The organism is Leptospira limi, assembly GCF_026151395.1.
Lineage (GTDB): Bacteria > Spirochaetota > Leptospiria > Leptospirales > Leptospiraceae > Leptospira_A > Leptospira_A limi.
This window is the reverse complement of sequence record NZ_JAMQPV010000002.1, coordinates 1-23179: the sequence shown is the minus strand read 5'-3', so window position 1 is coordinate 23179 and position 23179 is coordinate 1. Positions and strand designations below refer to the sequence as shown.

Below are 23179 nucleotides of genomic sequence, written 5' to 3'. Positions count from 1 at the left end.
TTGATTCTTATGCAAATAAGAGCATGACCGAATACTGTTAAGAAGAGGGGAGTTGAATCATTAGGAAGTTGTTAATGTAATTAGGGATTTGCGTTTGACGAAAAAAAGGGACTATATTTTGCTTTCCTTATGGAAAGCAAATCTAATACCTATTCGGTCGATGAATTTGCAGAATTTCTATCGGTTTCCCCTCAGTATGTTAGATCTCTAATTAGGCAAAAGAAGTTACCAGCTGAAATGGTGGGTTCTATATGGCTAATCTCAAAGGATATTACATCTGACCCAAACGTTATGATGAATATTAAAGTAGATGTAAGCGATCAGATACGAAAGGAAAAAAAATCTGATTCTCCAATCGCTTTAAGTTTTTTTTCCGGAGCTATGGGTTTAGATATTGGTTTAAGAAAAGCAGGAATTAATGTACTGTTAGCAAGTGAAATAGACCCAGATACACGAAAAACAATAATACTTAATCATCCGAATATTGGCTTAATTGGGGATATTAATAAATATTCGATTAGTGATATTCTTCAGTATGCTAACATCGATGATAAAAATGATATTGATTTAATTATAGGTGGTCCGCCTTGTCAGGCTTTCAGTACGGCTGGAAAAAGAAAAGGATTTGAAGATAAACGAGGGAATGTATTTCTCGAATTTATTGAAAAAGCAATAAAATTAAAACCGAAATTCATTGTGATTGAGAACGTTCGAGGTTTATTGTCTGCACCGTTAAACCATAGACCTCATGAATATAGAGGAAAGAACTTTCCTCCTTTATCTCAAAATGAACTTTCAGGTGGAGCCTTAAATTTTATTATATTTCTATTAGAGAAAGCAAATTACAAAGTCTCATTTAATCTATACAATTCAGCTAATTTTGGCTCCCCACAGAAAAGAGAGAGAGTAGTGATTATTTGTTCTAGAGAAGATATTGAAATTCCTTATTTAATCCCATCTCACTCAGAATCGGGTGAATTCAATTTACCTAAGTGGAAAACCTTTAGAGATGCAACAAATGATTTAGTTGAAGATGATCAAGTGTATATTCAGTTTCCAGAAAAAAGACTGAAATATTATAAAATATTAAAAGAAGATCAGTATTGGAAAGATTTACCAATAGAATTACAAAAGGAAGCACTGGGAAAAAGTTATTATTCAAGTGGTGGCCGCACTGGTTTTCTAAGAAGAATAGCTTGGGATAAGCCCGCACCTACTTTGGTTACGAATCCAGCTATGCCAGCAACTGATCTTGCTCATCCAGAGAAGGATCGACCACTAAGTATTCAAGAATATAAACGAATTCAAGAATTTCCTGATAATTATGAATTCTTCGGTACTATTACAAGTCAATATCGACAGATTGGAAACGCTGTACCAATTAGCTTAGGCTATAGCATCGGAAAACATATTTTGGCACTTATACAAAAGAAAAAAATTAAAAATTCTTTTAAGGATTTTAAGTATTCAAGATATTTAAATACGGATAATGTTTCATTCAGAAAAGAATTTGCTAAGAGAAATGAATCAAAAATAAGAGAGGAGGAACTACTACCGTTTTAATTTTATCACTTGGAAGAATTAAATTGTATTAATTTTTGCCAATTAATTTCTCCATTCTCACTACAGAAGTCTTTACCAAATTGAATCGTAAATTTATTTATCATTTTTGCATAGGATTGTAAGTAAATATCATTATTTGTTTTTGCAGAATGACCGAGCGGTTCAATCAATTCTGCATATAAATTTTCATTTCCAGATATGAATTCCCAAAATCTTTGTCCACAATACTTATAATAATCACCTTTATCTGGATTATTATCTTTTCCATAACAACATCCGTTTATCGCAGTGATAATTAGTTTAGAGTTACTTGTTCTTAAAGTTTTTGCGGCAGTTTTAAAATCAGATGCCATTTTATTGATCTGCGAACTATTACCCCAATTTGGTCCAGATTTGATCGAAACAATATATCTAACATTTTCTTTATCAAATTCTAAATCTATACCAGTTATACCCGATTTTTTACCAGAGTAAACCTCTGAATTCACGAAAATCGCCAACTCTTCTAACCAATCTCCAAAAATAGTTTCTTCATTCGATGAAAGATGTGCATCGACCAAACTTTTTATGATTTGTTCAGCCGTCATCATAAACTTTGCTTTGAATAAATATGGATTCTTTCGTTTCAAAACCTTGTTTAATTCAAGATTATCTAAGCTTTGAATTCTTTTTTGATGAAAGCTTCCAATATTCTTTTCGACATAATCTGAGACCTTTAGTATGAGACTTTTCTTCATAATAACTATAAAAATGTAACCTAACCGATATTTTTGCTTAATAATTGCTTGTCGATAAGATAAAAAAGCATTTTCTATTTTGAAAAACGGATTAGACTTACCGAAGTTTCCCAACCCTGAGTCCCGGTAACGGGACGTTAGGGAATGGCATGTAGCTTGCGTAAGCAAGGCGAATGCCGGAAAGGTAATTTGCCGCAGGCCGAGCGAGGGCCAGTCCCGAAGCGAAGCGGTAATTTTTGTTATACGCCGTTTTAAAATTTATAAGTAATAGAGGCAAAAGTAGTTCCTGAATATTCACTTTTTGCATTGGCTTCAATAGTGGATCTTACAAGTAAGTTATAATCTAAGTCACTGGCAATGATATTGCTTCTATTGAGTTTTACATTAGCAAATTGGTCAATAAATCCAAGTGATAAAAGAATAGAATCATTTAATTCGTAACCAAGAACTACTTTTATTTCACGAAGGAAATATTTGGTAGCGGGATTATCATGTATATCTAAAGTTTCTGCTCTTCTTCCTGAAGTAACGATTGAATAATTTATATTAGAAATACCATTCAATACAGAATATCTATAGCCAGATGAAATATAGAATCCATAAAATCTCGGGGATTCAAGTAAGAAACCAGCGCCAATTCCTTTGAAGTTTTGAGAAAAATTATAATTATAGAAACCGAAAGTTCCATCACTAAGATCGCTTTGCAATCTCTGGAATCCAACATTAAGAATTATTCTATTTTCTATAAAATGATAATTTAGAAATAGATTTTGTTCAGATCTATAAAAAGTACCAAGATTGCCTTTACTATAGAAACTAGAATTCGGGTTAATTCTTTCGAAAGTTGAATTAGTTTTTTTATATTCGTAGAAATTACCTTCAATACTATATTTTGAATCACCTAAAAATTTGTTGAATCCAAATGTATTATACTGAATGGAAGGTAATTCATAAGCCAAAGAAAACGGAAAAACACTGTTGTAAATGTTCAATTCATTTGGAGCAACGTATCCATTATTTCTTCTTAAATAAATTTGGTTTGATTTTCTTTCTTTTTGCTTATTGTCTATTTCTTCTTCAGCATAGATACTGAGATTTAAAATGAGAAACGTAATTATAATTAATATTTTTTTATTTTTCATATATTCCGTAAATTTTTTTTAAAATGGTGTATAACGAATTAGTGTTACCGAAGTTGCCCGACCCTAAGTCCCAATGGGACATTAGGGACTGGCACGTAGTTTGCGAATGCAAACGAGTGCCAGAAGCTTATTTGTCACAGACCGAGCGAAGCTTTAAATCCCGAGGCAAAGCGTTAAGGAGCTGTTATGCGCTGGAATTTCAAGTTGAATAAATTATTTAAGGTTATCCAAATCCAAAAGAAACAATTTTATGTTTTCTTTAGCAGCATACTCGTTTGCTCTATTTGCTCTATAAACTCCAATTAATGATTCAGAAATAGTAGCCGTACCTTTTGATCTAATATCTCTTTTATAAACTTCAATATTTTTTTCATTTAAAATTATATATCTAACGGTAAGAGTATGAGTAAAATCGGTTCCAATCCAAGGATGATCCCAATCAATAATTTCAATATCAAGAGTCCAATTATTGTTTTGAATATTTGAAATACTTTTAAATTTTTCATTATTAAGTATTGAATTTTTAATCGCTAAGGTAAAGTTTTCATTTGAAATTTTGGGAAGCCAGAAGGGTAGTGTCATTTCTCCGCCCTTAGATTCTTTAATAAAAATCTCGCTATTAATTTTATTTTTTGATTTCACATCAGAAATCACCATTTTTTCAACTCTTGCTGGTATCGCACAATTTATCGTTAGTAAACTGACAATAGTGTAGATTAGTTTGTTCATATTTTTAACCTTTTAATTGTATTTTAAATTCCTACGCATAACGAAGTAGACTTACCGAAGTTCCCCTGACCCTGAGTCCCGTCGGGACGTTAGGGACTGGCATATCGCTTGTGAACCCAAGGCGAATGCCAGAAAGGAAATTTGCCGAAGCGAAGCGGTAAGTCGCTGTTAAGCGCAGTTACATACTATTCAATTGATGCTTATACAGAGTAAATTAAAAGCAATAATGCTTTTATGAAATTCTAGATTTCTAATTTTGAAATACTTTTTCTTTAAAAATAATAGAAAATAATTAATTTAAAAAATTTACCGAATAAGGTGTAGATTATATCCATTTTCAATGAGAGAATAGGAAGCTTTAATAATTTGATCAGGAATAACGAATTCCGCTTGAAATCCAAATTTTGGATATTCAATAATCCTTTGTAGGTCACCGACAATTTCATTAATAATCATAAATAGATTTATATGAGAATGCGGAGCATCAAAAATACTATAATTTGGTGAAGAAATAAAAAAGTTTCCATCATTCCACTGTTTAGCTAATGCTAATTTTATTCTTAAAGTCATAGAAGGTTTTTGAATAGCTATGATATTACTAAATTTAAGATTCAAAGATTTAAGAAGTTGTTTAGAGAAATGAATGTTTTCACCGGTGTTGGTAGATTCATTTTCAATAATTATAGCATCGTTAGGTATATTTTGAGTGAATGCTAGTTCTGCAAAGGATTCAGCTTCTGATTTAGGAAAAATATGTTTAGTGAAGAAATTTAAACCTCCGGAAAAAAGAATATAATTAGCAAAACCTTTTTTGTAGAGTTCAACCGCATATTTCGCAACCCTCAAATCATGACTACACAAAACAAAAATTAAATCAGACTTCTGTATAGTTTCTCGAATTGAAAGAAAATTCCAAATTGAATTTGCTAATTTTAAGTCTTCCTCAGTTATTTTTTTGTGATTTTCAAGAAGCATTTTAAGTAATTGTGCTTAACAAACTAGACTTACTGACGTAGGCTGAGCAAGGCCTAGTGCCGAAGCGAAGCGGTAAGTCGCTGTTATAAGCAGTTTTATTGACTACAATGTAATTCAAGATATTCTTTATAGATTTTATTTGCCGTATGATATTCATTGTAAACAAGAAAAGGGATACTAAACAAAGGTAAAATTCCATCATTACCAATGGCAAATCCAATAATAAGGGATAAATAGGTGATTCCTATTGTTGCTCCCCATTGATTCTCTCGATGTAATATTAATTTCTTTCTTATCGGAAAAAAATAGGCGATACATTCTGTAGATTTGTTATTTGGGATTTCGGGAATAGTAACACAATTAGATAGAATTAAAGTTGAGATAAGAATGACGATATAGATTTTACGCATGAATTGATTGCCCTTAAGTTTGTATCTTCAATTAAATTTTCAAATTTTTGAGTTCTAATTAGTCCATAAAAATATAGTGTAAGATTATCTTTTTCGAATATATTATTAGAATATATTAAATTATTGTTTTTATAAACTGAATAATGTATGTCAATGAAATATTCAAGTTCTCTGTAATGTATTGGCCAATATCCGGTGAAGGGGAAAATTACAGGTAAACTTAACCAATAATTTCTTACTTCGTTTGCAATAGGTTTCATCAAGATGTCGATTTCATAAAAATCCTTGTTTTCGTTATTTAAATCAGAAAATTTTATATTATTAGAAATGAAGTAATCATTTTTCAGATAGGAAGTAAATGTATATTTCCATGCTGGTTGAATTTCATTTAATAAATTATTTTCTATTCGAAAAATTCTGATATATAAATTGATTTTAGTTTCTTTATTCTCAATTTCTGAATTTTGAATCGGAGTAGGAAGTTGTCTTATATCTAAATTACAAGAAAACAGGAAGAATATAATGAGGAAGTAACTTGATTTATTTAGATTCATTTTGAATTAATTTTAGGTATGACTTCAAGACATGGGTAACGGTTAAGCGTCATGAGAGGGGTAACACTTTTTAGTTAACTTTCTTGGTTTATGAACTTTGTATGAGTTAGGATCGGAAATGATCAAGAAAAAATTTTGATCGATGAGACCTAGTTTATTAGAACCGAACCAAATGGAAACGGATTCGTTTTCTTTTTTGATCCCCACATTAAATCCGTTAAATGGATTCCCAACCATGATGAGGTGTCCATTGTAATTGATGTAACCTCTGTTGTTGACATGCCTCTGTTTGAATCCATAAGGATATGCGATTAGTAAACCAGCATTCGGATCAAATGGTTTATCTGACTTCACATAGACTTGTTCAGGAGTCTTCATAGCAAGAGCTTCATGAGGTCTGTTTCTGTTAAAATCGATTCTCCATTTGTCGAAGAGTTTTTGGAAGAGGGTGATGTTTCCGACGATCTCATGTTGTAATTCTCGAGCCATGTCCCTATGCATGCGTTCATGAGAGCCATTCTGGTAAGGTTTGCCAGGTTGTATACGATCAAGCTTGATCCCGAGCGAAAGCCACCAAACAGATAATTTGGTGAGACCCCATAGAGATTGCATAGAAGCGAAGGGCGGACCATTGTCTGAGCGAATGACATCAGGTAATCCGTAGATAGAGAATAACCTAGTAAATTCCGCCTTAACGGAAGCAATGTCGCCTTTCTTAAGAGTCTTGATGGAGAGAATGTATTTGGAGAAATCATCACGAACAGTGAGAGGATTCACTTTCTCTCTTTCTGGAGTGTACCACCAACCTTTGAAGTCAACAGTCCAAACATGATTAGGTTTGGTAGCTTTCTCTGGCATAGAGATTCTTTGCCCTGAATTAGTAGGTCTTCTTTTTCTTTTTGTTTCTTTTAGTCCCGCTTTCTTAAGTATACGTTCAATAGTAGATCTGTTAGGAGCCTTGCGATTAGGGAATTGAGTCTTGTAGAGTTCTAAGATTTTCTTAGCACCCCAGAACTTTCTATTGTTCTTAATCTTGATGATCTCTAGAATTGTTTCTTCAGCGATCTTAGCTGGAGAGTTCTTAGGAGTTTTCTTCTTATCTAGAAGCCCTTCTTTTCCTTCCCTTAGAAACCTTTCTTTCCACTTATACCCACACTTAGTAGAGATGCTATACTGAGCACAGAGCTGAGTAAAATTGACGCCAGTCTGGAACGAATCCAGAACAAATTGAAATCTTAAATCCACGGTATTAAACTCCTTCCAAGGCATCCCTAAAACCCTCCTAAAAAGGTGATCTAAAGAGACGAATAACCTGAAAGTGTTACCTATGTCTTGCTACAAAAGTGTTACCCATGTCCTGAGGCATACATTTAATTAATGTCGCATAACGAACTAGACTTACCGAAGTTCCCTGACCCTGAGTCCCTTTAACGGGACGTTAGGGACTTGCATGTAGCTTGCGAACGCAAGGCGAATGCCAGAAAGGGAATTTGCCGAAGGCCGAGCGAGGGCTTGTCCCGAAGCGTAGCGGTAAGTCGCTGTTATACGCTGTAGCGGATTCTACTATTCAATCGGACGACAGTTCATTATTTCTTTTTGTCCTACTTCAGTAGGGACTAAAGTTAAGAAAGGTTTCGCTATTACAGGGCCAGCTAATACATTTCCTTTTAAAAAATAAATTTGCTCCTCTTCAATATCAATAGTAATTGAGGCAGATCCTATTGTTTCTGCACTTAGTGAGATTTCTCCAGGATCTAAAAAGAAAGCTTTATATGTTCCATTTCTCAAGTTTAAATATATTTTATCATTTGAATCTTCAATAGTATAACTAATGGCGGAACCCATAAAAAGAGAAGGCCTATAAATATAGAGTACAGCTTTTTTCTTTTTTATTTCTTTTTCCGGCGTAAACATTCTTTGAGCAGATTCAGACGAGTTACAATCCATTAGAAACAAGTTTAAGATAATTAAAAAGATATATTTTTTATTCATTTGATATTTACCTCAAGTTTATTAAAATCAAAACATTTTTCAAAATTTAATTTCAATTTTGTTAAGGCTATGCTTCGCATTTCTGAATAATTTGGATTATGATATAATGTCCTAAACTCGGTAATTGTGACTGTAGAGCAATTGTAAGTTTGATTATAATTTACAATAAGATCTCCATGTGCTTTTACGAAATGTTTTTGAATTGGAAATCCTAGAATTATCAAAGGGTTGAAGAGTACAAACAAATCGGACGGATCTGTCGGTTCATAAAGAATATTAACTTTGTATTTAATGCTATTTATAGAGTTAGGATCGTTAATTAAAAAATTTGGCAAATATTCCGGTCTGACCGAATACTGTAGCTTTCCAATGAATATATCCTTTTTTTTGTCATCTTGTAAATTATCGTTAATAAACTGTGATTGGATTGATCGACAATTCATGAGGAAAAGTAGGAATATTATATATTTATTTATCATTTTCTTCTCTTAATGGTTTAGTTTAACGCTATAGCGTATAACGAACTAGACTAACCGACGTAGGCTGGCCCTGAGTCCCGCATGGGACGTTAGGGATTGGCACGACGCTTGCGAAGGCAAGAGGAGTGCCAAAAGCCTATGTGTCGCAGACCGAACGAGGGCGTAAGTCCCGAAGTGAAGCGGTTAGTCGCTGTTATACGAAGTTTGCGCTTTATTAACCTTTAATCATGCTTTCATTGATGATTTTTAAAGATTTTCCCTTTTTTGATTTATAAAACCTGAAATCACTATCTAAAGTGAATATATTGGGAATTTCATAAACCTCTGAAATTGTCATAAGCGAAGCATCTGCAAAATCCATTGGTCGATCGGAATATTTTTCCATATAAAACAGAATTGAACTAAATTGTTCATTATCTTGATTTAAAATTGATATCGCATTGTTATCAATCCATTCGATAAATGCCTTTTGTATTCTTTTATTATCTGATAATAAGTAGGATACTTCGGTAACTACGGCAAGAGTAGTATATAACTTGCCTTTAAAATTTTTAAGAAATGATCTGCATTGTAGGCAATAATTATCTGATTCGTCGAAGAAGGCAACTATAGGTCCAGTATCAATAATGGCTTTAATCATTTTTGTTTCTTGATTAAAGCTTCTTTAATATATTTTTGATGGTTAGTTGATTTGTCAGAAATCCCACTTTTATATAAACCGAAATACTTTTCACCTAATTCATAGGCAGAAGGTTGTTTTGCAAAATTATCAATATAGTAAACTAAAGATTCTTTAATTACTTCTGATTTACTTTTGTTTTCAATTTTTGCAACTTCTGAAAGTTTTTTTTCTAGCTCTTCTGGTAATCTTAGACTTATCATATTGATCCCGTAATACACTTGTATTACATTTTCTTTGAACTGTCAAGAGAAACTTTTCCTTATTTTTAATTTAACAAAGTAAATTTGCGCAAATTTCGTATAACGAACTAGCCTTACCGAAGTTCCCTGACCCTGAGTCCCAGCGGGACGTTAGGGACTGGCATGTAGCTTGCGCAAGCAAGGCGAATGCCAGAAAGGGAATTTGCCGTAGGCCAAGCGAGGCCTTGTGCCGAAGCGTAGCGGTAAGTCGCTGTTATGCGTAGTTACCAAGCTATTCGATTTTTTTATTCTCGTTTTTTTTCCACTCTTTATCTGAAAGATCATTTTTGTCGATATATTTAAGATGATATAAACAATTTGACAATAAGATTAATGCAAATAGCAAAGTAAGGGTATGAAATTTCATTTAAATTCCTTAATATAGATTTCTGTAATGTCCGGTATTGAAGCAATAATGAATTTTTCTAGATTATTGATTAAAGATAAATGCAAAAAGTGATGATTGTTAAAAAGAGGAATGTTTAAAACTTCAATAGTTTTAAAGCGTTTCGAAAAGGATTTGTTTTGATTTGAAATTGTAAAATTAACGTCGATAACTGAAACATTTCCATATGCGAAATATCCTGGTTCAGTTTCTACAAAAATTTGATTCACAATTATACTTAATTCAGGCACATTTTTGTTTTTATAAGTTAAAATATTGAAACCTGTATTTTTTAATTCATTCGAAACAATTGTTTTAATTAATTCAGGACCTTTAGGTTTTAAATAAATATAACCCATTTCCATACCAAATTGATTTTTAATCAAACCATCAATGAATATTCCATCAGGAAAAGCATCCGGATGATCAATAGATTCACCTACATAGATTGGAAAATTTCTAACAACATTTGGTTTAGAAATTCGAGTATTCAAATTTGGTTCAATCATTTGATCCCCACATTTGAAAATTAAACATGCAATAGTTATTAGTTGTAAACTTCTTATAATTCTCTTTTCCAATTTCAGATCCTTTTATTCATTTTTGGTAATTACGCATAACGAACTAGACTTACCGAAGTCCTCCGACCCTGAGTCCCAACGGGACGTTAGGGACTGGCATGTAGCTTGCGTAAGCAAGGCGAATGCCAGGAGGAGGATTTGCCGCAGGCCGAGCGAGGGCTTGTCCCGAAGCGAAGCGGTAAGTCGCTGTTATGCGACGTGGTATGATTCAAATTATTCACTTATCTTTTCATTAAATTTATTCGAATAATTGGAAAAAAGATTATCTCTGTCGATTTTTTCATCAACATAATATGAATCGAAAACTTCAAATACTTTGTCATGTAAAGATTGTTCGGAACAATATTCATTATATTTGGAACGATCATATATCCTTTTGTTATTTATAATGTAATAAGTTCCTTTAGAATCAGACATTCTTGTTAAGGTGAAAGGTTTTTTCAGATGATCCAAAATGATTTTATCACCAATTTTTTCTAAATTACTTAAGAATTTATACCTACAACGGTTATTTTTTCCATTGTAGCCAGCATATTTGATTGGCGAGGAGAATTGAAATTCATTCAAGTCTCGCTTCCAGTTACCAATTCTAATCGTTGAGCATGGATTTCTATCTTCAGGAAGATAATCCATGTGATCATCTATTTCGATATAAAAATTACCGACTAAATACATATCTCCAGGTGGAATAAAGCAGCTACCGCCACAAGGAAAATTACAAATATCGACAACTCCTTTAAGTTTGTGGAGACCTCCAGAAGTTATTTCGAAATATTTACTGAATATATATCCATTAGTTACTTTCTCTTTAATCCATTTTCCTTTTTCGCCATCAACAGTATCTTCAAAAGAATCCTTAGGATTAATTAAGATTGGAGATCCAAAAGGGTATTTTCCAACTATATCCGATTTGAGATCAGGATTTTTTCTAGAATTTAGAATTGAAACAGTAACAATTGCAAATTCTTCTTTTTCTGATTCAAATCGTTCATGTTTTTTACAGTTTAAGATTAGAAATAAAATTATTATCGATATATATTTTTTATTCATTTCTTCTAAAATTTTATACCATGTCGCATAACGAACTAGACTTAACGACGTAGGCTGACCCTGAGTCCCGGAACGGGACGTTAGGGACTGGCCACGACACTTGCGTAGGCAAGGGGAGTGCCAGAAGCCTATGTGTCGGAGACCGAGCGAGGCCTTGTGCCGAAGCGAAGCGTTAAGTCGCTGTTATGCGCCGTAAAATTAAGCAAGTAAGTCAACTCTTCCTGCCGATTGTATGATAATTGGGGTGTTATGGTTGATCAAGTAAGCTCTTTGTTTGATATCTTGAGATAGCTGATCAAGTTGTATGTAAACTAACTCACGCATGGTGTTTTTGTATTGGTTCGGCAGTCCGTTACTGCTTGAATTAATTGCTTCTAGAGTTTTTTGAGATTCTTTTATTATTTCCAAATTTTTTAACATTTCATCTTTTTTAGCATTTGAAATTTGGCTTTTCATTAATTCGGTTTCAAGTTTTCTTTTCTCACCATCAAGGAAATATTTGAATAATTCGCCTGCACCTTCAATTATGAGTTCCCAAGGACTGTTGTGTGATAAGGATTTTAAATCAAATTGAATATTTCCTTGTTTTACTTTTTTAATAAGGTCAACATTCAGAATTTTAAATGTTTGAGTAGATGGAATAAAGTTACCAAATACAGGTCGTTGTATTATGTTTATCTTTTTAAGAAATAATTTTGCTATTTCAGTTTGATTTTTGTTTTCTTTTTTGATATTTTTTTTGAAGAAGTATGAATCTGTATTGAAAGCTAATTTTTTTTCTTTGATATATTTAATCATGCTTTCGCGTTTTTTCTTAGATTTTGTAATTATTGAATGTTCCAAGAACTTGTTAGTCGTTTTCTCGAAAGAATTGTTAACAAATTCTAAATAATTTTTCCAAAACCATTCTCTTCTAAATCCGAATTCTCAAGCCATTGTAGAGTTGTCATACAAATAATTCAAAATTTGATAACCATATTTTAGTTTAAGTATTTTTTCATTTGGTTGCAAAGTAATTGGTAGTCCAATATTTAATAATGAGTAGATTGATTTATCTTTTATTTGGATATCTTTTAAAAAACTATATGCAAAGTCATACTTAAATGATTCTGAAAGGATAAATATATTTTCCAGTTCAATTCCCTTTGCAACTAGTTTGTTTATTTCATTTAGAACTTCAGATTTATAATGATATGATGCTAGTCTAGATAGATAATTTGTGACTTCAGCACTTCTGATTATTTTATCTTTGGTTGTTATTAGTATTCTTGTTGGTTTTCTGTCTTTATTCATAATTTTTTTTTATGGCGCATAACGAACTAGACTTACCGAAGTCCTCCGACCCTGAGTCCCAACGGGACGTTAGGGACTGGCATGTAGCTTGCGGACGCAAGGCGAATGCCAGGAGGAGGATTTGGCGTAGCCCGAGCGAGGCCTTGTGCCGAAGCGAAGCGGTAAGTCGCTGTTATACGCAGTAATTTCTTTAATAGACTCAAAGTGCCAAACCCGCTGAAAGATAAAATTGTTGATATATAGAATTTCTTAAAGATCTATCGTTAAAAATGTTATCAAAAAGATAATTTTCAAGCATATAAGGTAAGTTATTACCATAGTAATCTGGATTGTAAGTAAAATGTTGATTAACTTTTCCAGCTTCAATATACCCACGTTGATATTCAAATGCAATTAGAATAGAACTAGTTAATTCATGCCTAAAACCAATTCCGATTGAGCCGAAGACTCTATCGTCAAAAATAGTTTTCATCGAAAATGGTTGAGGAGTGATATTGTTCGCTCGAATAATTGCTAAATTATTTCTTTCGACCGAAAAACCTTTTTCAATTCCAATATTTAAACTAGTATAAACAAATTTCCAAAGAAAATAATGTAGATTCAAAGTAAAAGTTTCAGAATTTTTAGAAGTAGAAAATTGATAGATTCTGCTTGTAGAATAGGAACTAGAAGGGAAAGATTCTAGACTTTTATCACCGTTTTTACCAATTCCATAAGTTACTCCAAGGTAGAGATTATTAGTAAATCCATATAAAAGTTGTAAGTTAAGAGAACTTTCTATCTCTCTTGATGGTTTATTAAAATTAGTATTAATAATCCAGGGGGAGATGAGGAAATGAAGTTTTTTTCTCTCAATATCATCTGGAAAGACTGGCGAGACAAATGAAAGTGCAATTAGTGTAATCAGATATCTTATTTTTTTAATCATAATATTATTTTTGAAATTATTGCGTATAACGAATCAGCCTTAACGACGTTCCGTGTAGCTGAGCCTCATTGAGGCGTTAGCGTAACACGGAATGTGCCTTTAGGCCGAGCGAGGGCCCCACAAAGCCTTGATTTCATCAGGAATCAAAGGCGCAGTGGAGAAGTGCCCGAGTGAGCGTTAAGGCGCTGTTAATTGCAGTTAGTTAGTATAGAAAAAGATATAAGTCGAAAGGGTTCTACAATCCAGCGCAAATTTCTCTTAAATCTTAAAAGCGTAAATTAGAAACAGGACGTTCGTGGAGCTATCAGCTGAAATTGTTCTCTTTCAAAGCTTGAATCGACAACACCCTCATGAAAAAAATTTGCGCGTTATTTTCTAAGTATCAACTAATTGCAGTTAGTTAGTATAGAATAAGATATAAGTCGTAAGGGCACTACAATCCAGCGCAAATTTCTCTTAAATCTTAAAAAGCAAAAATCATTAACTGCACATTAATGGAGAGAAAAGCATTAATTGTTCTCTTCCAAAGCGTAAATCGACAACACCCTCTTAAAAAAATTTGCGCGTATTCTTCTTTTGATCAACTAATTGCAATTAACGAACAAGCTAACCGACGTTGTCCGTAGCTGAGCCCCTTAGGGGCGTTAGCGTCGGCGCATCTTCTTGCGTGAAGAGGCAAGAAGTGTGCCGGAGGATAATGTGCCGAAGGCCAAGCGAGGGCAAAAGTCCCGAAGCGCAGTGGTTAGCGTATGTTAATTGCAGTTAGTTAGTATAATAAAAGATTTTGGTCGAAAGGTCAACAGAAGCGAGCGCAAATTTTTCTCTTAAATCTTAAAAACGTAAATTCCAAACAAGACGTTCGTGGAGCTATCAGCTAAAATTGTTCTCTTTCAAAGCTTGAATCGACAACACCCTCATGAAAAAAATTTGCGCGTTATTTTCTATGTATCAACTAATTGCAATTAACGAACTAGCCTTACCGAAGTTCCCTGACCCTGAGTCCCAGCGGGACGTTAGGGACTGGCATGTAGCTTGCGTAAGCAAGGCGAATGCCAGAAAGGGAATTTGCCGTAGGCCGAGCGAGGGCTTGTCCCGAAGCGTAGCGGTAAGGTGCTGTTATGCGAAGTGTTTAGGTGTTGAAGATTTTTTAAATTTGTGCTAAATCGTTTAAAAGAGATTTTAGTATCTTTTCTTTTATTTTTTCTTTGTCATTTAAATCTTGAAAAGGCAGTGCTAGAATTAAGATTGTTTGCCTGATAGTTAGATAAGACTCATTGTATTCTAAAGTTTTCAAAATTTCACCGTTATTTTTTTTAACTATGGCTATTAATTGAATAGAGTCTTTGTTGTAAGTTGGTATAAAGCAAAGTGTGAGTAATGAGATGGAGACATTAGCGAAATTCTGGGGACTTTCATTATCTTTCCAATATAAATCAATCAAATAATCGGAACTCGTTAAATTATTTGAGTCCCCATTAATTTGTGAGATCATACCTGATTTTGCGAATAAAATATTGAGGAGCTCGTAATTTTCTCTTGTATACTTGCAGTTAACAAGATCATCAGGATAACACCCTTGCATCAAAATAGTAAGTTTGAGCTTTTTTAAATTTGATTTCTGAGATATGTTTATGTTATCATTTTTTCGGAAGACTAGACAATTCAAAAGGTTTGCTATACATAGGAAAATGATCAAAATTTTATATCTTTTCAATTTTTTTTACCAACTTAATTATATTTGTTCTTTTACTTCAGAAATATTTTGTAATAATAATTCAATCATATTTGATTTTATTGTTTCTGTATTATATTTATTATTAAATATAAATTTGTAAGTCAGAAATAGATGCCGAATTTCTAAAAAAGATTCAGAATATTCGAAGGTTTTTAATATTATTCCATTGTTACTTTTCAGAATTGCAACTAATGTTATTTTGTAATTTCTATATGTAGGAATCAAACCAATTGAAAAAACCGATACCATTTCCGTTAGCAAGTCATGTGGGCTTCGAATATTTTCTTTCCAGTAAAAATCAATAATATAATCTGATTTAAATGAATCCTTTGCACTTCCATTAATATCTGAAATCAGGTTAGATTTAATTAAATATTTGATTAAGAGGGCGTAATTTTCTTTTGAATAGTTGCATTTAATTGAATCATCTGGATAGCAGCCATTTATATTTAATGTAATATTTATTTTTTGAGAATTTAAATGATTTTTCAAAGTTGGTTCATGGAGTATTTTATTTCGTATAATAATACATTCATTTGAAATAAATAGTACGCTAATTAGAATTATATTTTTTGAAATATTCAATTTAATGGCCTGCGAGTTGATTTCTTTTTTATAAAATTGTTTTAAACATTTCGCATAACGAACTAGACTAACCGACGTAGGCTGGCCCTGAGTCCCGGACGGGACGTTAGGGGCTGGTCACGACACTTGCGTAGGCAAGGGGAGTGCCAGAAGCCTATGTGTCGCAGACCGAGCGAGGGCGTAAGTCCCGAAGCGAAGCGGTTAGTTGCTGTTATGCGAAGGATTTTCATGGATTATTGAGATTTTCCAATTTCTAATATAAAGCATTCTAACATAAGTGTAGTTTTTTCATTTTTGTTTGAATCGCTTATTGAAATCACATCAAAAGTGATAACTTTACCATTTGAAAAAGTTGCTTTTATTTTACAACATCCATCGTATTCATAAATTCCATTAGATAAATCTGAATCTTTGTGATTTCCAGATTCATCGTAAATATCGCGGATAAAAGTATTATCATCATTAAAAGTGAAAATAGCATTTGGAGAATCATAGTAAAGTGGCCATGTTCCGACAATATTGAAAGGTTTTTTATTGTAAGTAAAAGAAATATTATTTATCTTTTTAAGATATTTACTAGAAGCAAAACCAATTTTTGTGAAATTATATTCAACTTTATAAAAAGAGAATAATTCTCCATTCACTAATGCTTTTTCAATCGTCTCTTCCAAGAACTCAACTTGGTCACATTTATTTATTCTAGCTATAATTGGTGAATCAAGAGCGGGTTTTTCTCTTATGTTTAGTACTGAAGCTGTATTACTCAAAAGTGTATCTTTTGAGTAAGGAGAACTCGTTTTTTTGCCTATATTTTCAGTTTGCTCTTTGTTACAAAATGAAATAAGTAAGAAAAGTATTATTAATTTCTTCATAAATTCCTGTTTGTTAAATAATAATTTTGAAAATCTTTCGCATAACGAACAAGCTAACCAACGTTGTCCGTAGCTGAGCCCCTTAGGGGCGTTAGCGTCGGCACGTCTTCTTGCGTCAAGAAGCAAGAAGTGTGCCGGAGGATAATGTGCCGTAGGCCAAGCGAGGCCGAAAGTGCCGAAGCGCAGTGGTTAGCGTATGTTAATTGCAGTTAGTTAGTATGATAAAAGATTTTTATCGAAAGGTCAACAAAAGCGAGCGCAAATTTTTCTCTTAAATCTTAAAAGCGTAAATTAGAAACAGAACTTTCGTGGAGAAATCAGCTGAAATTGTTCTCTTTCAAAGCTTGAATCGACAACACCCTCATGAAAAAAATTTGCGCGTTATTTTCTAAGGATCAACTAATTGCAATTAACGAACAAGCTAACCGACGTTGTCCGTAGCTGAGCCCCTTAGGGGCGTTAGCGTCGGCGCATCTTCTTGCGTGAAGAGGCAAGAAGTGTGCCGGAGGATAATGTGCCGTAGGCCAAGCGAGGCCGAAAGTGCCGAAGCGCAGTGGTTAGCGTATGTTAATTGCAGTTAGTTAGTATAATAAAAGATATTGGTCGAAAGGTCAACAAAAGCGAGCGCAAATTTTTCTCTTAAATCTTAAAAGCGTAAATTACAAACGGAACTTTCGTGGAGAAATCAGCTGAAATTGTTCTCTTTCAAAGCTTGAATCGACAACACCCTCATGAAAAAAATTTGCGCGTTGTCTTCTAAGGATCAACTAATTGCAATTAACGAACTAGACTTACCGAAGTTCCCTGACCCTGAGTCCCGGAACGGGACGTTAGGGACTGGCATGTAGCTTGCGAAAGCAAGGCGAATGCCAGAAAGGGAATTTGCCGCAGGCCGAGCGAGGGCTAGTCCCGAAGCGAAGCGGTAAGTCGCTGTTATACGCGGTAAGCCTGGTTTCAATTATTTTCTCTCCAATATATGGAAGTTTATATTTTTGGGTTCAAAAGGTATGAATTCTTTTCTTTCATTTAACTTTATAAATAGTAATCGAACACTATTTTGATTAGCATTGAATGAATTTTCTTTATATAAAGTAGCAGTTGTTTTGAAATCGGCTTCTGCGGTGTTTATTACTGGTTCCCATAATATATTTAGTTTAAGTTCAGTGATAATATTGAAAATATATTTTTGCATTACTTCGATTAAGTCATGCTGACCAAATGAAGTATGATTTACTAGTATGCTGTTTCTGTGAAATGAAAATTGTTCATTTTCGTTCACTTCAAAAATTGAAATTGATTCAAGTTTATTTTCTCGTTTTTTATTTCTAAGTTCACCATGTTTTTTCATATCACAGACATCATTTATCATATCGGTTACTTGGTTATATGATTGTTTTAGTAAATTTCTGATATTTTTCTTCTCTGTAAAATGATTTAGCGAAATTGCTAAATCGGTACTTTTTCTAATTAAATAATTATTTTTAGAATCAAGTGATATTGGTTCTGCTAAAATATTTGTTAATTCATCCCATAATATAATTATTTCTACGTAAAATTCTTCCTCAATATTCATAAATTATTTTAGGCTTATTGCGTATAACGAACTAGTGTTACCGAAGTTCCCCGACCCTGAGTCCCGACGGGACGTTAGGGACTGGCATGTAGCTTGCGTAAGCAAGGCGAATGCCAGAAGGGGAATTTGCCGCAGGCCGAGCGAGGCCTTGTGCCGAAGCGAAGCGGTAAGACGCTGTTATACGACGGTCAGCGTGCTATTTAATCCAGTTTTCGATTTTAAGGTCTTTGATTCTCTTAAATTCTTTTTCATTGTTAGTAACTAGAATTATATCATTAGTGATAGCTTGTGCAGCGATTAGTAAGTCATAAGGTCCAATAATTTCTCCTTTTTTTTCTAGTTTTGTTCTTATTGATCCAGCTATAGAAGCAGATTCAGAGTCGAAAGGAATGATATTTAGGAATCCCAGAAATTCATTAAGAGTTTTTAGATTTTGTTCTGATTTTTGACTTTTTTCAACTCCATATCTAAGTTCAAACTCAGAGATAGCAGAAATAAAAATGTTATCTAGGCTAATTTTTTTGAATTTTTGATAAACGATTTCAGGCTTTTGGTTAATGATATAAATGCAAATATTTGTATCTAACAAATACTGATTCATATAGAATTTCGCTTATCAAAAGTTTTCGGTTGATTTCTTTCAATGTTAAAATCATCAGAAAAATCATTGAGAGATTTCCATAATCTATCAACGGCATCGTCGATCGGAGATATTATGACGCAATTTCCGTCTTTTCTGATGTAGACTTCTTTACCTTTGAAACGAAATTCTTTTGGAAGTCTAACCGCTTGACTATCACCGTTTTTAAATAATTTTGCACGATTCATATATACATTTTAGTATATATGTTTTGGTTTTGTCAAGTCTGAAATTTCTAAATTTTTTCTTCAGCTTTATCGTTGTCCTGAGGCATTCATTTGCTGACTGTCGTATAACGAACTAGACTTACCGAAGTCCTCCGACCCTGAGTCCCGGAACGGGACGTTAGGGACTGGCATGTAGCTTGCGAACGCAAGGCGAATGCCAGGAGGAGGATTTGGCATAGCCCGAGCGAGGCCTTGTGCCGAAGCGAAGCGGTAAGTCGCTGTTATGCGCAGTACCATTAATCTACATTTATCTCATTGCTTGAAAGGTTTATTTTTATTCTACTATTTGAAAATTTTGCTATTGCGATTGGGTAGGAGTATGAGTAACTTAAATGTTGTGAGTTTATTTCATATAAGATAGTAACATTATCTTTTAATCGCTTTTTATATCGTTTGTTGAAATTAAATATTTCATTGATATCAATATCTTTATTATTATTTATTTTTCCGATAAAACCTTTTTTTCTTTGGGAGTCTTGGAAAAAAATGTAGTGATATTTAGTAGAAGAAGCAAAATAGATAGTTCCAATATATTCATCGTAATCTAAAGGATAAGATTGAAAAGAACCAAGGAATTCATTTGTACATTTTTTCCAATCAAATTTGAAAGTTTCAAGGTATAGGTCATTTGCAGAAAACCAACCGGAGTGTTTTGTATATACGATTTTGTTATCTTCTGTCCAAAATCCAAAGCCATAAGCAATCCCTAATTCAAAATTTAGAGGATAGCACTTTTTAATTTCTTTGCTGAAATCTCCTGCTTTCAATTCGTATTCAATTCTATTTTCTATATTATTTTTTATAAGAAATTTGCAATATCTTTCACTTTCTGGAAGGTCAAAAATTGCTCCTGGTTGTTTCTTACATTCTGGATCTAAGTCTGAATAATAAGTTTCTGCAATGTATTTTTTATCTGGTGAAATATATACATTTTTTGGCTTTTCAAAGTCCTGAGAAAAGAGCTTAGAATAGAGAATTGTTGTTAAGAAAAGTAATTTAGTTTTTGTTTTCATTTTATGGTATTGCGCATAACGAACTAGACTTGCCGAAGTTCCCTGACCCTGAGTCCCGGAACGGGACGCTAGGGACTGGCATGTAGCTTGCGAACGCAAGGCGAATGCCAGGAAGGGAATTTGCCGCAGGCCGAGCGAGGGCTTGTCCCGAAGCGAAGCGGTAAGTCGCTGTTATGCGTAGTTTTTGATAATTAAATAAATTATCATATTTTTACTATTCACATTTCGGAAATTGAATAAATCCCCATTTGTTATTTAATTTAACTCTTGCGTAATTTTGGAAATTGCTTTCTATATAGTCAAATTGAGGTTTGATAACAAATAATCCTAATTTGTTAATCAAACCATATTTTTCATTAATTTTTACCTTTGCTATTCCAAATGAAAAACTGCCTGCGCTATCAAATATGGGTTCAATTACGATTTTTCCTTTTGAATCAACATATCCATATTTTCGATTTATTCGAAATGGAGATAAACCATCCGAAGTTAGTAATTTAAAATTCAATTTTGGTTCTGCTACAATATTTCCAGAAGTATCAATTATGGCTATTCCATTGTCATTTACAACTCTAGCAAATCCATCTTCAAAAGGCATGGCTCTTCGATAAATTGGTTTAATTACAAAGTTTCCTTTTTTATCAATATATCCCCATAGTTTTTCAGATTCTACTGACGCTAAATCACTATAGAATCTGTCGGCATAAGTAAATTGAGGTTTAATAACAAACTGGCCTTCTTTATTTATATATCCGTAGCTGTTTTCAAATGCAACGACTGCCAGATCATTTTCGAATTTGTCAGCATAAGTGAATTGAGGTTTAATTTTAATTTCTCCATTTTTATTTATGTAACCCCATAAATTATTTATTTGTACAGGAGCTAGATCGCTATAAAGAAATTCTGTTACTTTTTCGAATTTAGGTTCTATTTGATAAATTCCATTTTTATTGATAAATCCCCATTTACCTTGGTACTTTACTGCTGCTATATTATCAAAAAAAGGTTTTGCTTCTTCAAATATAGGTTCAATTAAGAATTCACCTAAATGGTTTATGTAACCCCATTTACGGTTTTCAATTTGAATTAAAAAAAAATCCTCATAGGCATGTTTTATATTCGTAATAGTTAGATTAGGTAATGGAGTTAATTCTCCTTTCCTATTGATAAGATTTAATTCATTATCCTTTTTTACAAAAGTTGAATTTTTCGCGAACATTTCCGCGTCTTCAAATATAGGAGGAATGGTTATATTTCCTTTTTCGTCTATGTATCCCCATTTATCATAAATTTTAACATTAGCAAGACCTCCACTATAATAACCAATTTTTTCAAATTTTAGCTCAATTATTTCTGTTTCATAGATTAGATTTGGAATAGATTCACCATTAACTTCCTTGGTAACTATTTTATATTCTTTTGGGCAACTAGGAATGACTGTTGAGTAATTTTTTGTAGAGTAAGCCAGAATTAGAATTAGTATTAATTTCTTCATAGTTAACCCTATTTATTTTTTATTATTTAGTATCTGAATTTTTCAAAAATTACGCATAACGAACTAGCCTTAACGACGTAGGCTGACCCTGAGTCCCAAAGGGACGTTAGGGACTGGAACGACGCTTGCGTAAGCAAGAGGAGTGCCAGAAGCCTATGTGTCGCAGACCGAGCGAGGCCTTGTGCCGAAGCGAAGCGTTAAGGCGCTGTTATGCGCTGGCTCGTTTTTATGCAGTCTCATTTGTTTCAATTGTTTTTCCTTTTGAATCTTTCCATTCGATTCTACCATTCGCACTTCGACCCATAACTATTGCAGCTGCCGCAGAAGGTGAAGAAAATAAATAATCTTTTGAGAATATATATCCAGATTCAGTTTTAGAAAGAATTTTTTCAGAAATAAGTTTTTCTCTTAAATTATAATAATTTTTCATTCTGACTTCCATTGATGGAACAGTATCTATGGTTGCAATTGAGCCTTCTTTGACTACAAATCCTTCATCCGAAATAAAACCAGTAGCTTTTGCTCCTCTTGCTGCTTCAATAAAATAATCTTTAGTTTGAGAAACTGTTTCTTTTGATTTTCTTTTATCAATATCTTCGAATACTTTGTATCCAAGAGTATGAATTGTTAGTTTTAAATTTTCTAAAAACTCTTCCATTTCTGCTTTGTCTGGTTCAGAGATTGTTGTCTTAGCTGGAATTGTACTATTTTCGATCTTATAACGATTTGCAGATAATGCTAAATCATATAATCTCTTTTCGAGATATTTTACATGGGCTTTATTGAGATTTTCATCCTTACTCAACACGCAAATAGCTTCTATCCAAAATTCCTTGCTTCCTAAATGTTGCTTTAATCTATCAATTAATGATTCAGCCTCTCCGATGTAGACTAAATCTTTATCTTCATCATCAGGATTTTTTCCAAATAGAAAATAAATACCAGTAGAATTTAAATCTTCTCGGTCGGTTGATTCCTTTATTAATATTCTGGGAATTTTATAAATTTTTCCAGTCCAATTTGAGATTTCAGCGGCTATCCGTCCACTAGCATCTCCATCAATTAAGAATAGTGTTATTTTCTTTCCAAATGTTTTCATAATAATTATTTCACGAGCTTGCGTATAACGAACAAGCTAACCAACGTTGTCCGTAGCTGAGCCCCATAGGGGCGTTAGCGTCGGCGCATCTTCTTGCGTCAAAAGGCAAGAAGTGTGCCGGAGGATAATGTGCCGAAGGCCAAGCGAGGGCAAAAGTCCCGAAGCGCAGTGGTTAGCGTATGTTAATTGCAGTTAGTTAGT

25 protein-coding genes and 1 pseudogene are annotated in these 23179 nt (G+C 33.2%); 1 reads left to right on the top strand and 25 read right to left on the bottom strand.

What is annotated here, in order from left to right; translation table 11 throughout:
* Positions 1-129: 129 nt before the first annotated feature.
* On the top strand, positions 130-1563 hold the full coding sequence (locus ND812_RS13680) for a DNA cytosine methyltransferase (RefSeq protein ID WP_265375981.1): 1434 nt from the start codon (positions 130-132) through the stop codon (positions 1561-1563).
* A 5-nt stretch (positions 1564-1568) separates the two neighbouring features.
* On the opposite strand, the gene ND812_RS13675 is transcribed toward ND812_RS13680, so the two are convergent.
* From ND812_RS13675 to ND812_RS13560, 25 genes and pseudogenes are all read right to left on the bottom strand, one after another.
* A complete protein-coding gene (locus ND812_RS13675; RefSeq protein WP_265375980.1) occupies positions 1569-2414 on the bottom strand; it encodes a PmeII family type II restriction endonuclease in 846 nt (281 codons plus the stop codon).
* Positions 2415-2551: 137 nt separating this feature from the next.
* Entirely contained in the window at positions 2552-3442 is an 891-nt protein-coding gene (locus ND812_RS13670) for an LA_2444/LA_4059 family outer membrane protein (protein WP_265375979.1), read from the bottom strand.
* A 213-nt stretch (positions 3443-3655) separates the two neighbouring features.
* Positions 3656-4171 carry a hypothetical protein gene (locus ND812_RS13665; RefSeq protein ID WP_265375978.1) on the bottom strand — a complete coding sequence of 172 codons (516 nt, stop codon included), beginning with the start codon at positions 4169-4171 and terminating at the stop codon, positions 3656-3658.
* Positions 4172-4477: 306 nt separating this feature from the next.
* Complete coding sequence (locus ND812_RS13660; protein WP_265375977.1) at positions 4478-5146, bottom strand: YdcF family protein; 669 nt, start codon at positions 5144-5146, stop codon at positions 4478-4480.
* A 95-nt stretch (positions 5147-5241) separates the two neighbouring features.
* Positions 5242-5556, bottom strand: a complete 315-nt coding sequence (locus tag ND812_RS13655) for a hypothetical protein (protein WP_265375976.1) — start codon at positions 5554-5556, stop codon at positions 5242-5244.
* Positions 5517-6110 (bottom strand): LBF_2127 family putative lipoprotein, encoded by a 594-nt coding sequence (locus ND812_RS18455; protein WP_407658554.1) that lies wholly within the window; start codon positions 6108-6110, stop codon positions 5517-5519. The genes ND812_RS13655 and ND812_RS18455 overlap by 40 nt, the downstream gene beginning before the upstream one ends.
* A 42-nt stretch (positions 6111-6152) precedes the next feature.
* Positions 6153-6968 carry an integrase core domain-containing protein gene (locus ND812_RS13650; protein WP_265376212.1) on the bottom strand — a complete coding sequence of 272 codons (816 nt, stop codon included), beginning with the start codon at positions 6966-6968 and terminating at the stop codon, positions 6153-6155.
* Between the two features lie 126 nt (positions 6969-7094).
* Positions 7095-7379, bottom strand: a pseudogene (locus tag ND812_RS13645) (helix-turn-helix domain containing protein); the annotation flags it as partial.
* 294 nt (positions 7380-7673) lie between these two features.
* Positions 7674-8102, bottom strand: coding sequence for a DUF2846 domain-containing protein (locus ND812_RS13640; protein ID WP_265375975.1), 429 nt, complete (start codon positions 8100-8102; stop codon positions 7674-7676).
* A 693-nt stretch (positions 8103-8795) separates the two neighbouring features.
* Positions 8796-9221: a type II toxin-antitoxin system VapC family toxin gene (locus ND812_RS13635; RefSeq protein ID WP_265375974.1), complete on the bottom strand. Its 426-nt coding sequence runs from the start codon at positions 9219-9221 to the stop codon at positions 8796-8798.
* Entirely contained in the window at positions 9218-9463 is a 246-nt protein-coding gene (locus ND812_RS13630; protein ID WP_135571112.1) for a ribbon-helix-helix domain-containing protein, read from the bottom strand. The genes ND812_RS13635 and ND812_RS13630 overlap by 4 nt, the downstream gene beginning before the upstream one ends.
* Before the next feature lie 402 nt (positions 9464-9865).
* Positions 9866-10396 (bottom strand): YajG family lipoprotein, encoded by a 531-nt coding sequence (locus tag ND812_RS13625; protein WP_265375973.1) that lies wholly within the window; start codon positions 10394-10396, stop codon positions 9866-9868.
* Between the two features lie 285 nt (positions 10397-10681).
* A complete protein-coding gene (locus tag ND812_RS13620) occupies positions 10682-11518 on the bottom strand; it encodes an SH3 domain-containing protein (protein WP_265375972.1) in 837 nt (278 codons plus the stop codon).
* Between the two features lie 198 nt (positions 11519-11716).
* Complete coding sequence (locus ND812_RS13615; RefSeq protein ID WP_265375971.1) at positions 11717-12361, bottom strand: hypothetical protein; 645 nt, start codon at positions 12359-12361, stop codon at positions 11717-11719.
* Positions 12362-12445: 84 nt separating this feature from the next.
* Positions 12446-12811, bottom strand: a complete 366-nt coding sequence (locus ND812_RS13610) for a hypothetical protein (RefSeq protein WP_265375970.1) — start codon at positions 12809-12811, stop codon at positions 12446-12448.
* Positions 12812-13010: 199 nt separating this feature from the next.
* Positions 13011-13739 carry a hypothetical protein gene (locus ND812_RS13605; RefSeq protein WP_265375969.1) on the bottom strand — a complete coding sequence of 243 codons (729 nt, stop codon included), beginning with the start codon at positions 13737-13739 and terminating at the stop codon, positions 13011-13013.
* A gap of 1147 nt (positions 13740-14886) precedes the next feature.
* A complete protein-coding gene (locus ND812_RS13600; protein ID WP_265375968.1) occupies positions 14887-15231 on the bottom strand; it encodes a hypothetical protein in 345 nt (114 codons plus the stop codon).
* A 240-nt stretch (positions 15232-15471) separates the two neighbouring features.
* Entirely contained in the window at positions 15472-15966 is a 495-nt protein-coding gene (locus ND812_RS13595) for a hypothetical protein (protein ID WP_265375967.1), read from the bottom strand.
* A gap of 326 nt (positions 15967-16292) precedes the next feature.
* Complete coding sequence (locus ND812_RS13590; protein ID WP_265375966.1) at positions 16293-16931, bottom strand: SH3 domain-containing protein; 639 nt, start codon at positions 16929-16931, stop codon at positions 16293-16295.
* 958 nt (positions 16932-17889) lie between these two features.
* Positions 17890-18504 (bottom strand): hypothetical protein, encoded by a 615-nt coding sequence (locus ND812_RS13585; RefSeq protein WP_265375965.1) that lies wholly within the window; start codon positions 18502-18504, stop codon positions 17890-17892.
* Between the two features lie 196 nt (positions 18505-18700).
* Positions 18701-19105, bottom strand: a complete 405-nt coding sequence (gene vapC / locus ND812_RS13580; RefSeq protein ID WP_265375964.1) for a type II toxin-antitoxin system tRNA(fMet)-specific endonuclease VapC — start codon at positions 19103-19105, stop codon at positions 18701-18703.
* Positions 19102-19332, bottom strand: a complete 231-nt coding sequence (gene vapB, locus ND812_RS13575) for a type II toxin-antitoxin system antitoxin VapB (RefSeq protein ID WP_100729144.1) — start codon at positions 19330-19332, stop codon at positions 19102-19104. Before vapB ends, vapC begins: the two co-directional genes overlap by 4 nt.
* Positions 19333-19607: 275 nt before the next feature.
* Positions 19608-20384 (bottom strand): hypothetical protein, encoded by a 777-nt coding sequence (locus ND812_RS13570; protein ID WP_265375963.1) that lies wholly within the window; start codon positions 20382-20384, stop codon positions 19608-19610.
* A 214-nt stretch (positions 20385-20598) separates the two neighbouring features.
* Positions 20599-21879, bottom strand: coding sequence for a WG repeat-containing protein (locus tag ND812_RS13565; RefSeq protein ID WP_265375962.1), 1281 nt, complete (start codon positions 21877-21879; stop codon positions 20599-20601).
* A gap of 226 nt (positions 21880-22105) precedes the next feature.
* On the bottom strand, positions 22106-22978 hold the full coding sequence (locus ND812_RS13560) for a GIY-YIG nuclease family protein (RefSeq protein ID WP_265375961.1): 873 nt from the start codon (positions 22976-22978) through the stop codon (positions 22106-22108).
* Between the last annotated feature and the right edge of the window lie 201 nt (positions 22979-23179).

Bases quoted from the DNA above. Each gene is read 5' to 3' on its own strand.
- ND812_RS13680 (WP_265375981.1), top strand. From the start codon at position 130: ATGGAAAGCAAATCTAATACCTATTCGGTCGATGAATTTGCAGAATTT.
- ND812_RS13670 (WP_265375979.1), bottom strand. From the start codon at position 3,442: ATGAAAAATAAAAAAATATTAATTATAATTACGTTTCTCATTTTAAAT.
- ND812_RS13665 (WP_265375978.1), bottom strand. From the start codon at position 4,171: ATGAACAAACTAATCTACACTATTGTCAGTTTACTAACGATAAATTGT.
- ND812_RS13660 (WP_265375977.1), bottom strand. From the start codon at position 5,146: ATGCTTCTTGAAAATCACAAAAAAATAACTGAGGAAGACTTAAAATTA.
- ND812_RS13655 (WP_265375976.1), bottom strand. From the start codon at position 5,556: ATGCGTAAAATCTATATCGTCATTCTTATCTCAACTTTAATTCTATCT.
- ND812_RS18455 (WP_407658554.1), bottom strand. From the start codon at position 6,110: ATGAATCTAAATAAATCAAGTTACTTCCTCATTATATTCTTCCTGTTT.
- ND812_RS13650 (WP_265376212.1), bottom strand. From the start codon at position 6,968: ATGCCAGAGAAAGCTACCAAACCTAATCATGTTTGGACTGTTGACTTC.
- ND812_RS13640 (WP_265375975.1), bottom strand. From the start codon at position 8,102: ATGAATAAAAAATATATCTTTTTAATTATCTTAAACTTGTTTCTAATG.
- ND812_RS13635 (WP_265375974.1), bottom strand. From the start codon at position 9,221: ATGATTAAAGCCATTATTGATACTGGACCTATAGTTGCCTTCTTCGAC.
- ND812_RS13630 (WP_135571112.1), bottom strand. From the start codon at position 9,463: ATGATAAGTCTAAGATTACCAGAAGAGCTAGAAAAAAAACTTTCAGAA.
- ND812_RS13625 (WP_265375973.1), bottom strand. From the start codon at position 10,396: ATGATTGAACCAAATTTGAATACTCGAATTTCTAAACCAAATGTTGTT.
- ND812_RS13620 (WP_265375972.1), bottom strand. From the start codon at position 11,518: ATGAATAAAAAATATATATCGATAATAATTTTATTTCTAATCTTAAAC.
- ND812_RS13610 (WP_265375970.1), bottom strand. From the start codon at position 12,811: ATGAATAAAGACAGAAAACCAACAAGAATACTAATAACAACCAAAGAT.
- ND812_RS13605 (WP_265375969.1), bottom strand. From the start codon at position 13,739: ATGATTAAAAAAATAAGATATCTGATTACACTAATTGCACTTTCATTT.
- ND812_RS13600 (WP_265375968.1), bottom strand. From the start codon at position 15,231: ATGATCTCACAAATTAATGGGGACTCAAATAATTTAACGAGTTCCGAT.
- ND812_RS13590 (WP_265375966.1), bottom strand. From the start codon at position 16,931: ATGAAGAAATTAATAATACTTTTCTTACTTATTTCATTTTGTAACAAA.
- ND812_RS13585 (WP_265375965.1), bottom strand. From the start codon at position 18,504: ATGAATATTGAGGAAGAATTTTACGTAGAAATAATTATATTATGGGAT.
- vapC (WP_265375964.1), bottom strand. From the start codon at position 19,105: ATGAATCAGTATTTGTTAGATACAAATATTTGCATTTATATCATTAAC.
- vapB (WP_100729144.1), bottom strand. From the start codon at position 19,332: ATGAATCGTGCAAAATTATTTAAAAACGGTGATAGTCAAGCGGTTAGA.
- ND812_RS13570 (WP_265375963.1), bottom strand. From the start codon at position 20,384: ATGAAAACAAAAACTAAATTACTTTTCTTAACAACAATTCTCTATTCT.
- ND812_RS13565 (WP_265375962.1), bottom strand. From the start codon at position 21,879: ATGAAGAAATTAATACTAATTCTAATTCTGGCTTACTCTACAAAAAAT.
- ND812_RS13560 (WP_265375961.1), bottom strand. From the start codon at position 22,978: ATGAAAACATTTGGAAAGAAAATAACACTATTCTTAATTGATGGAGAT.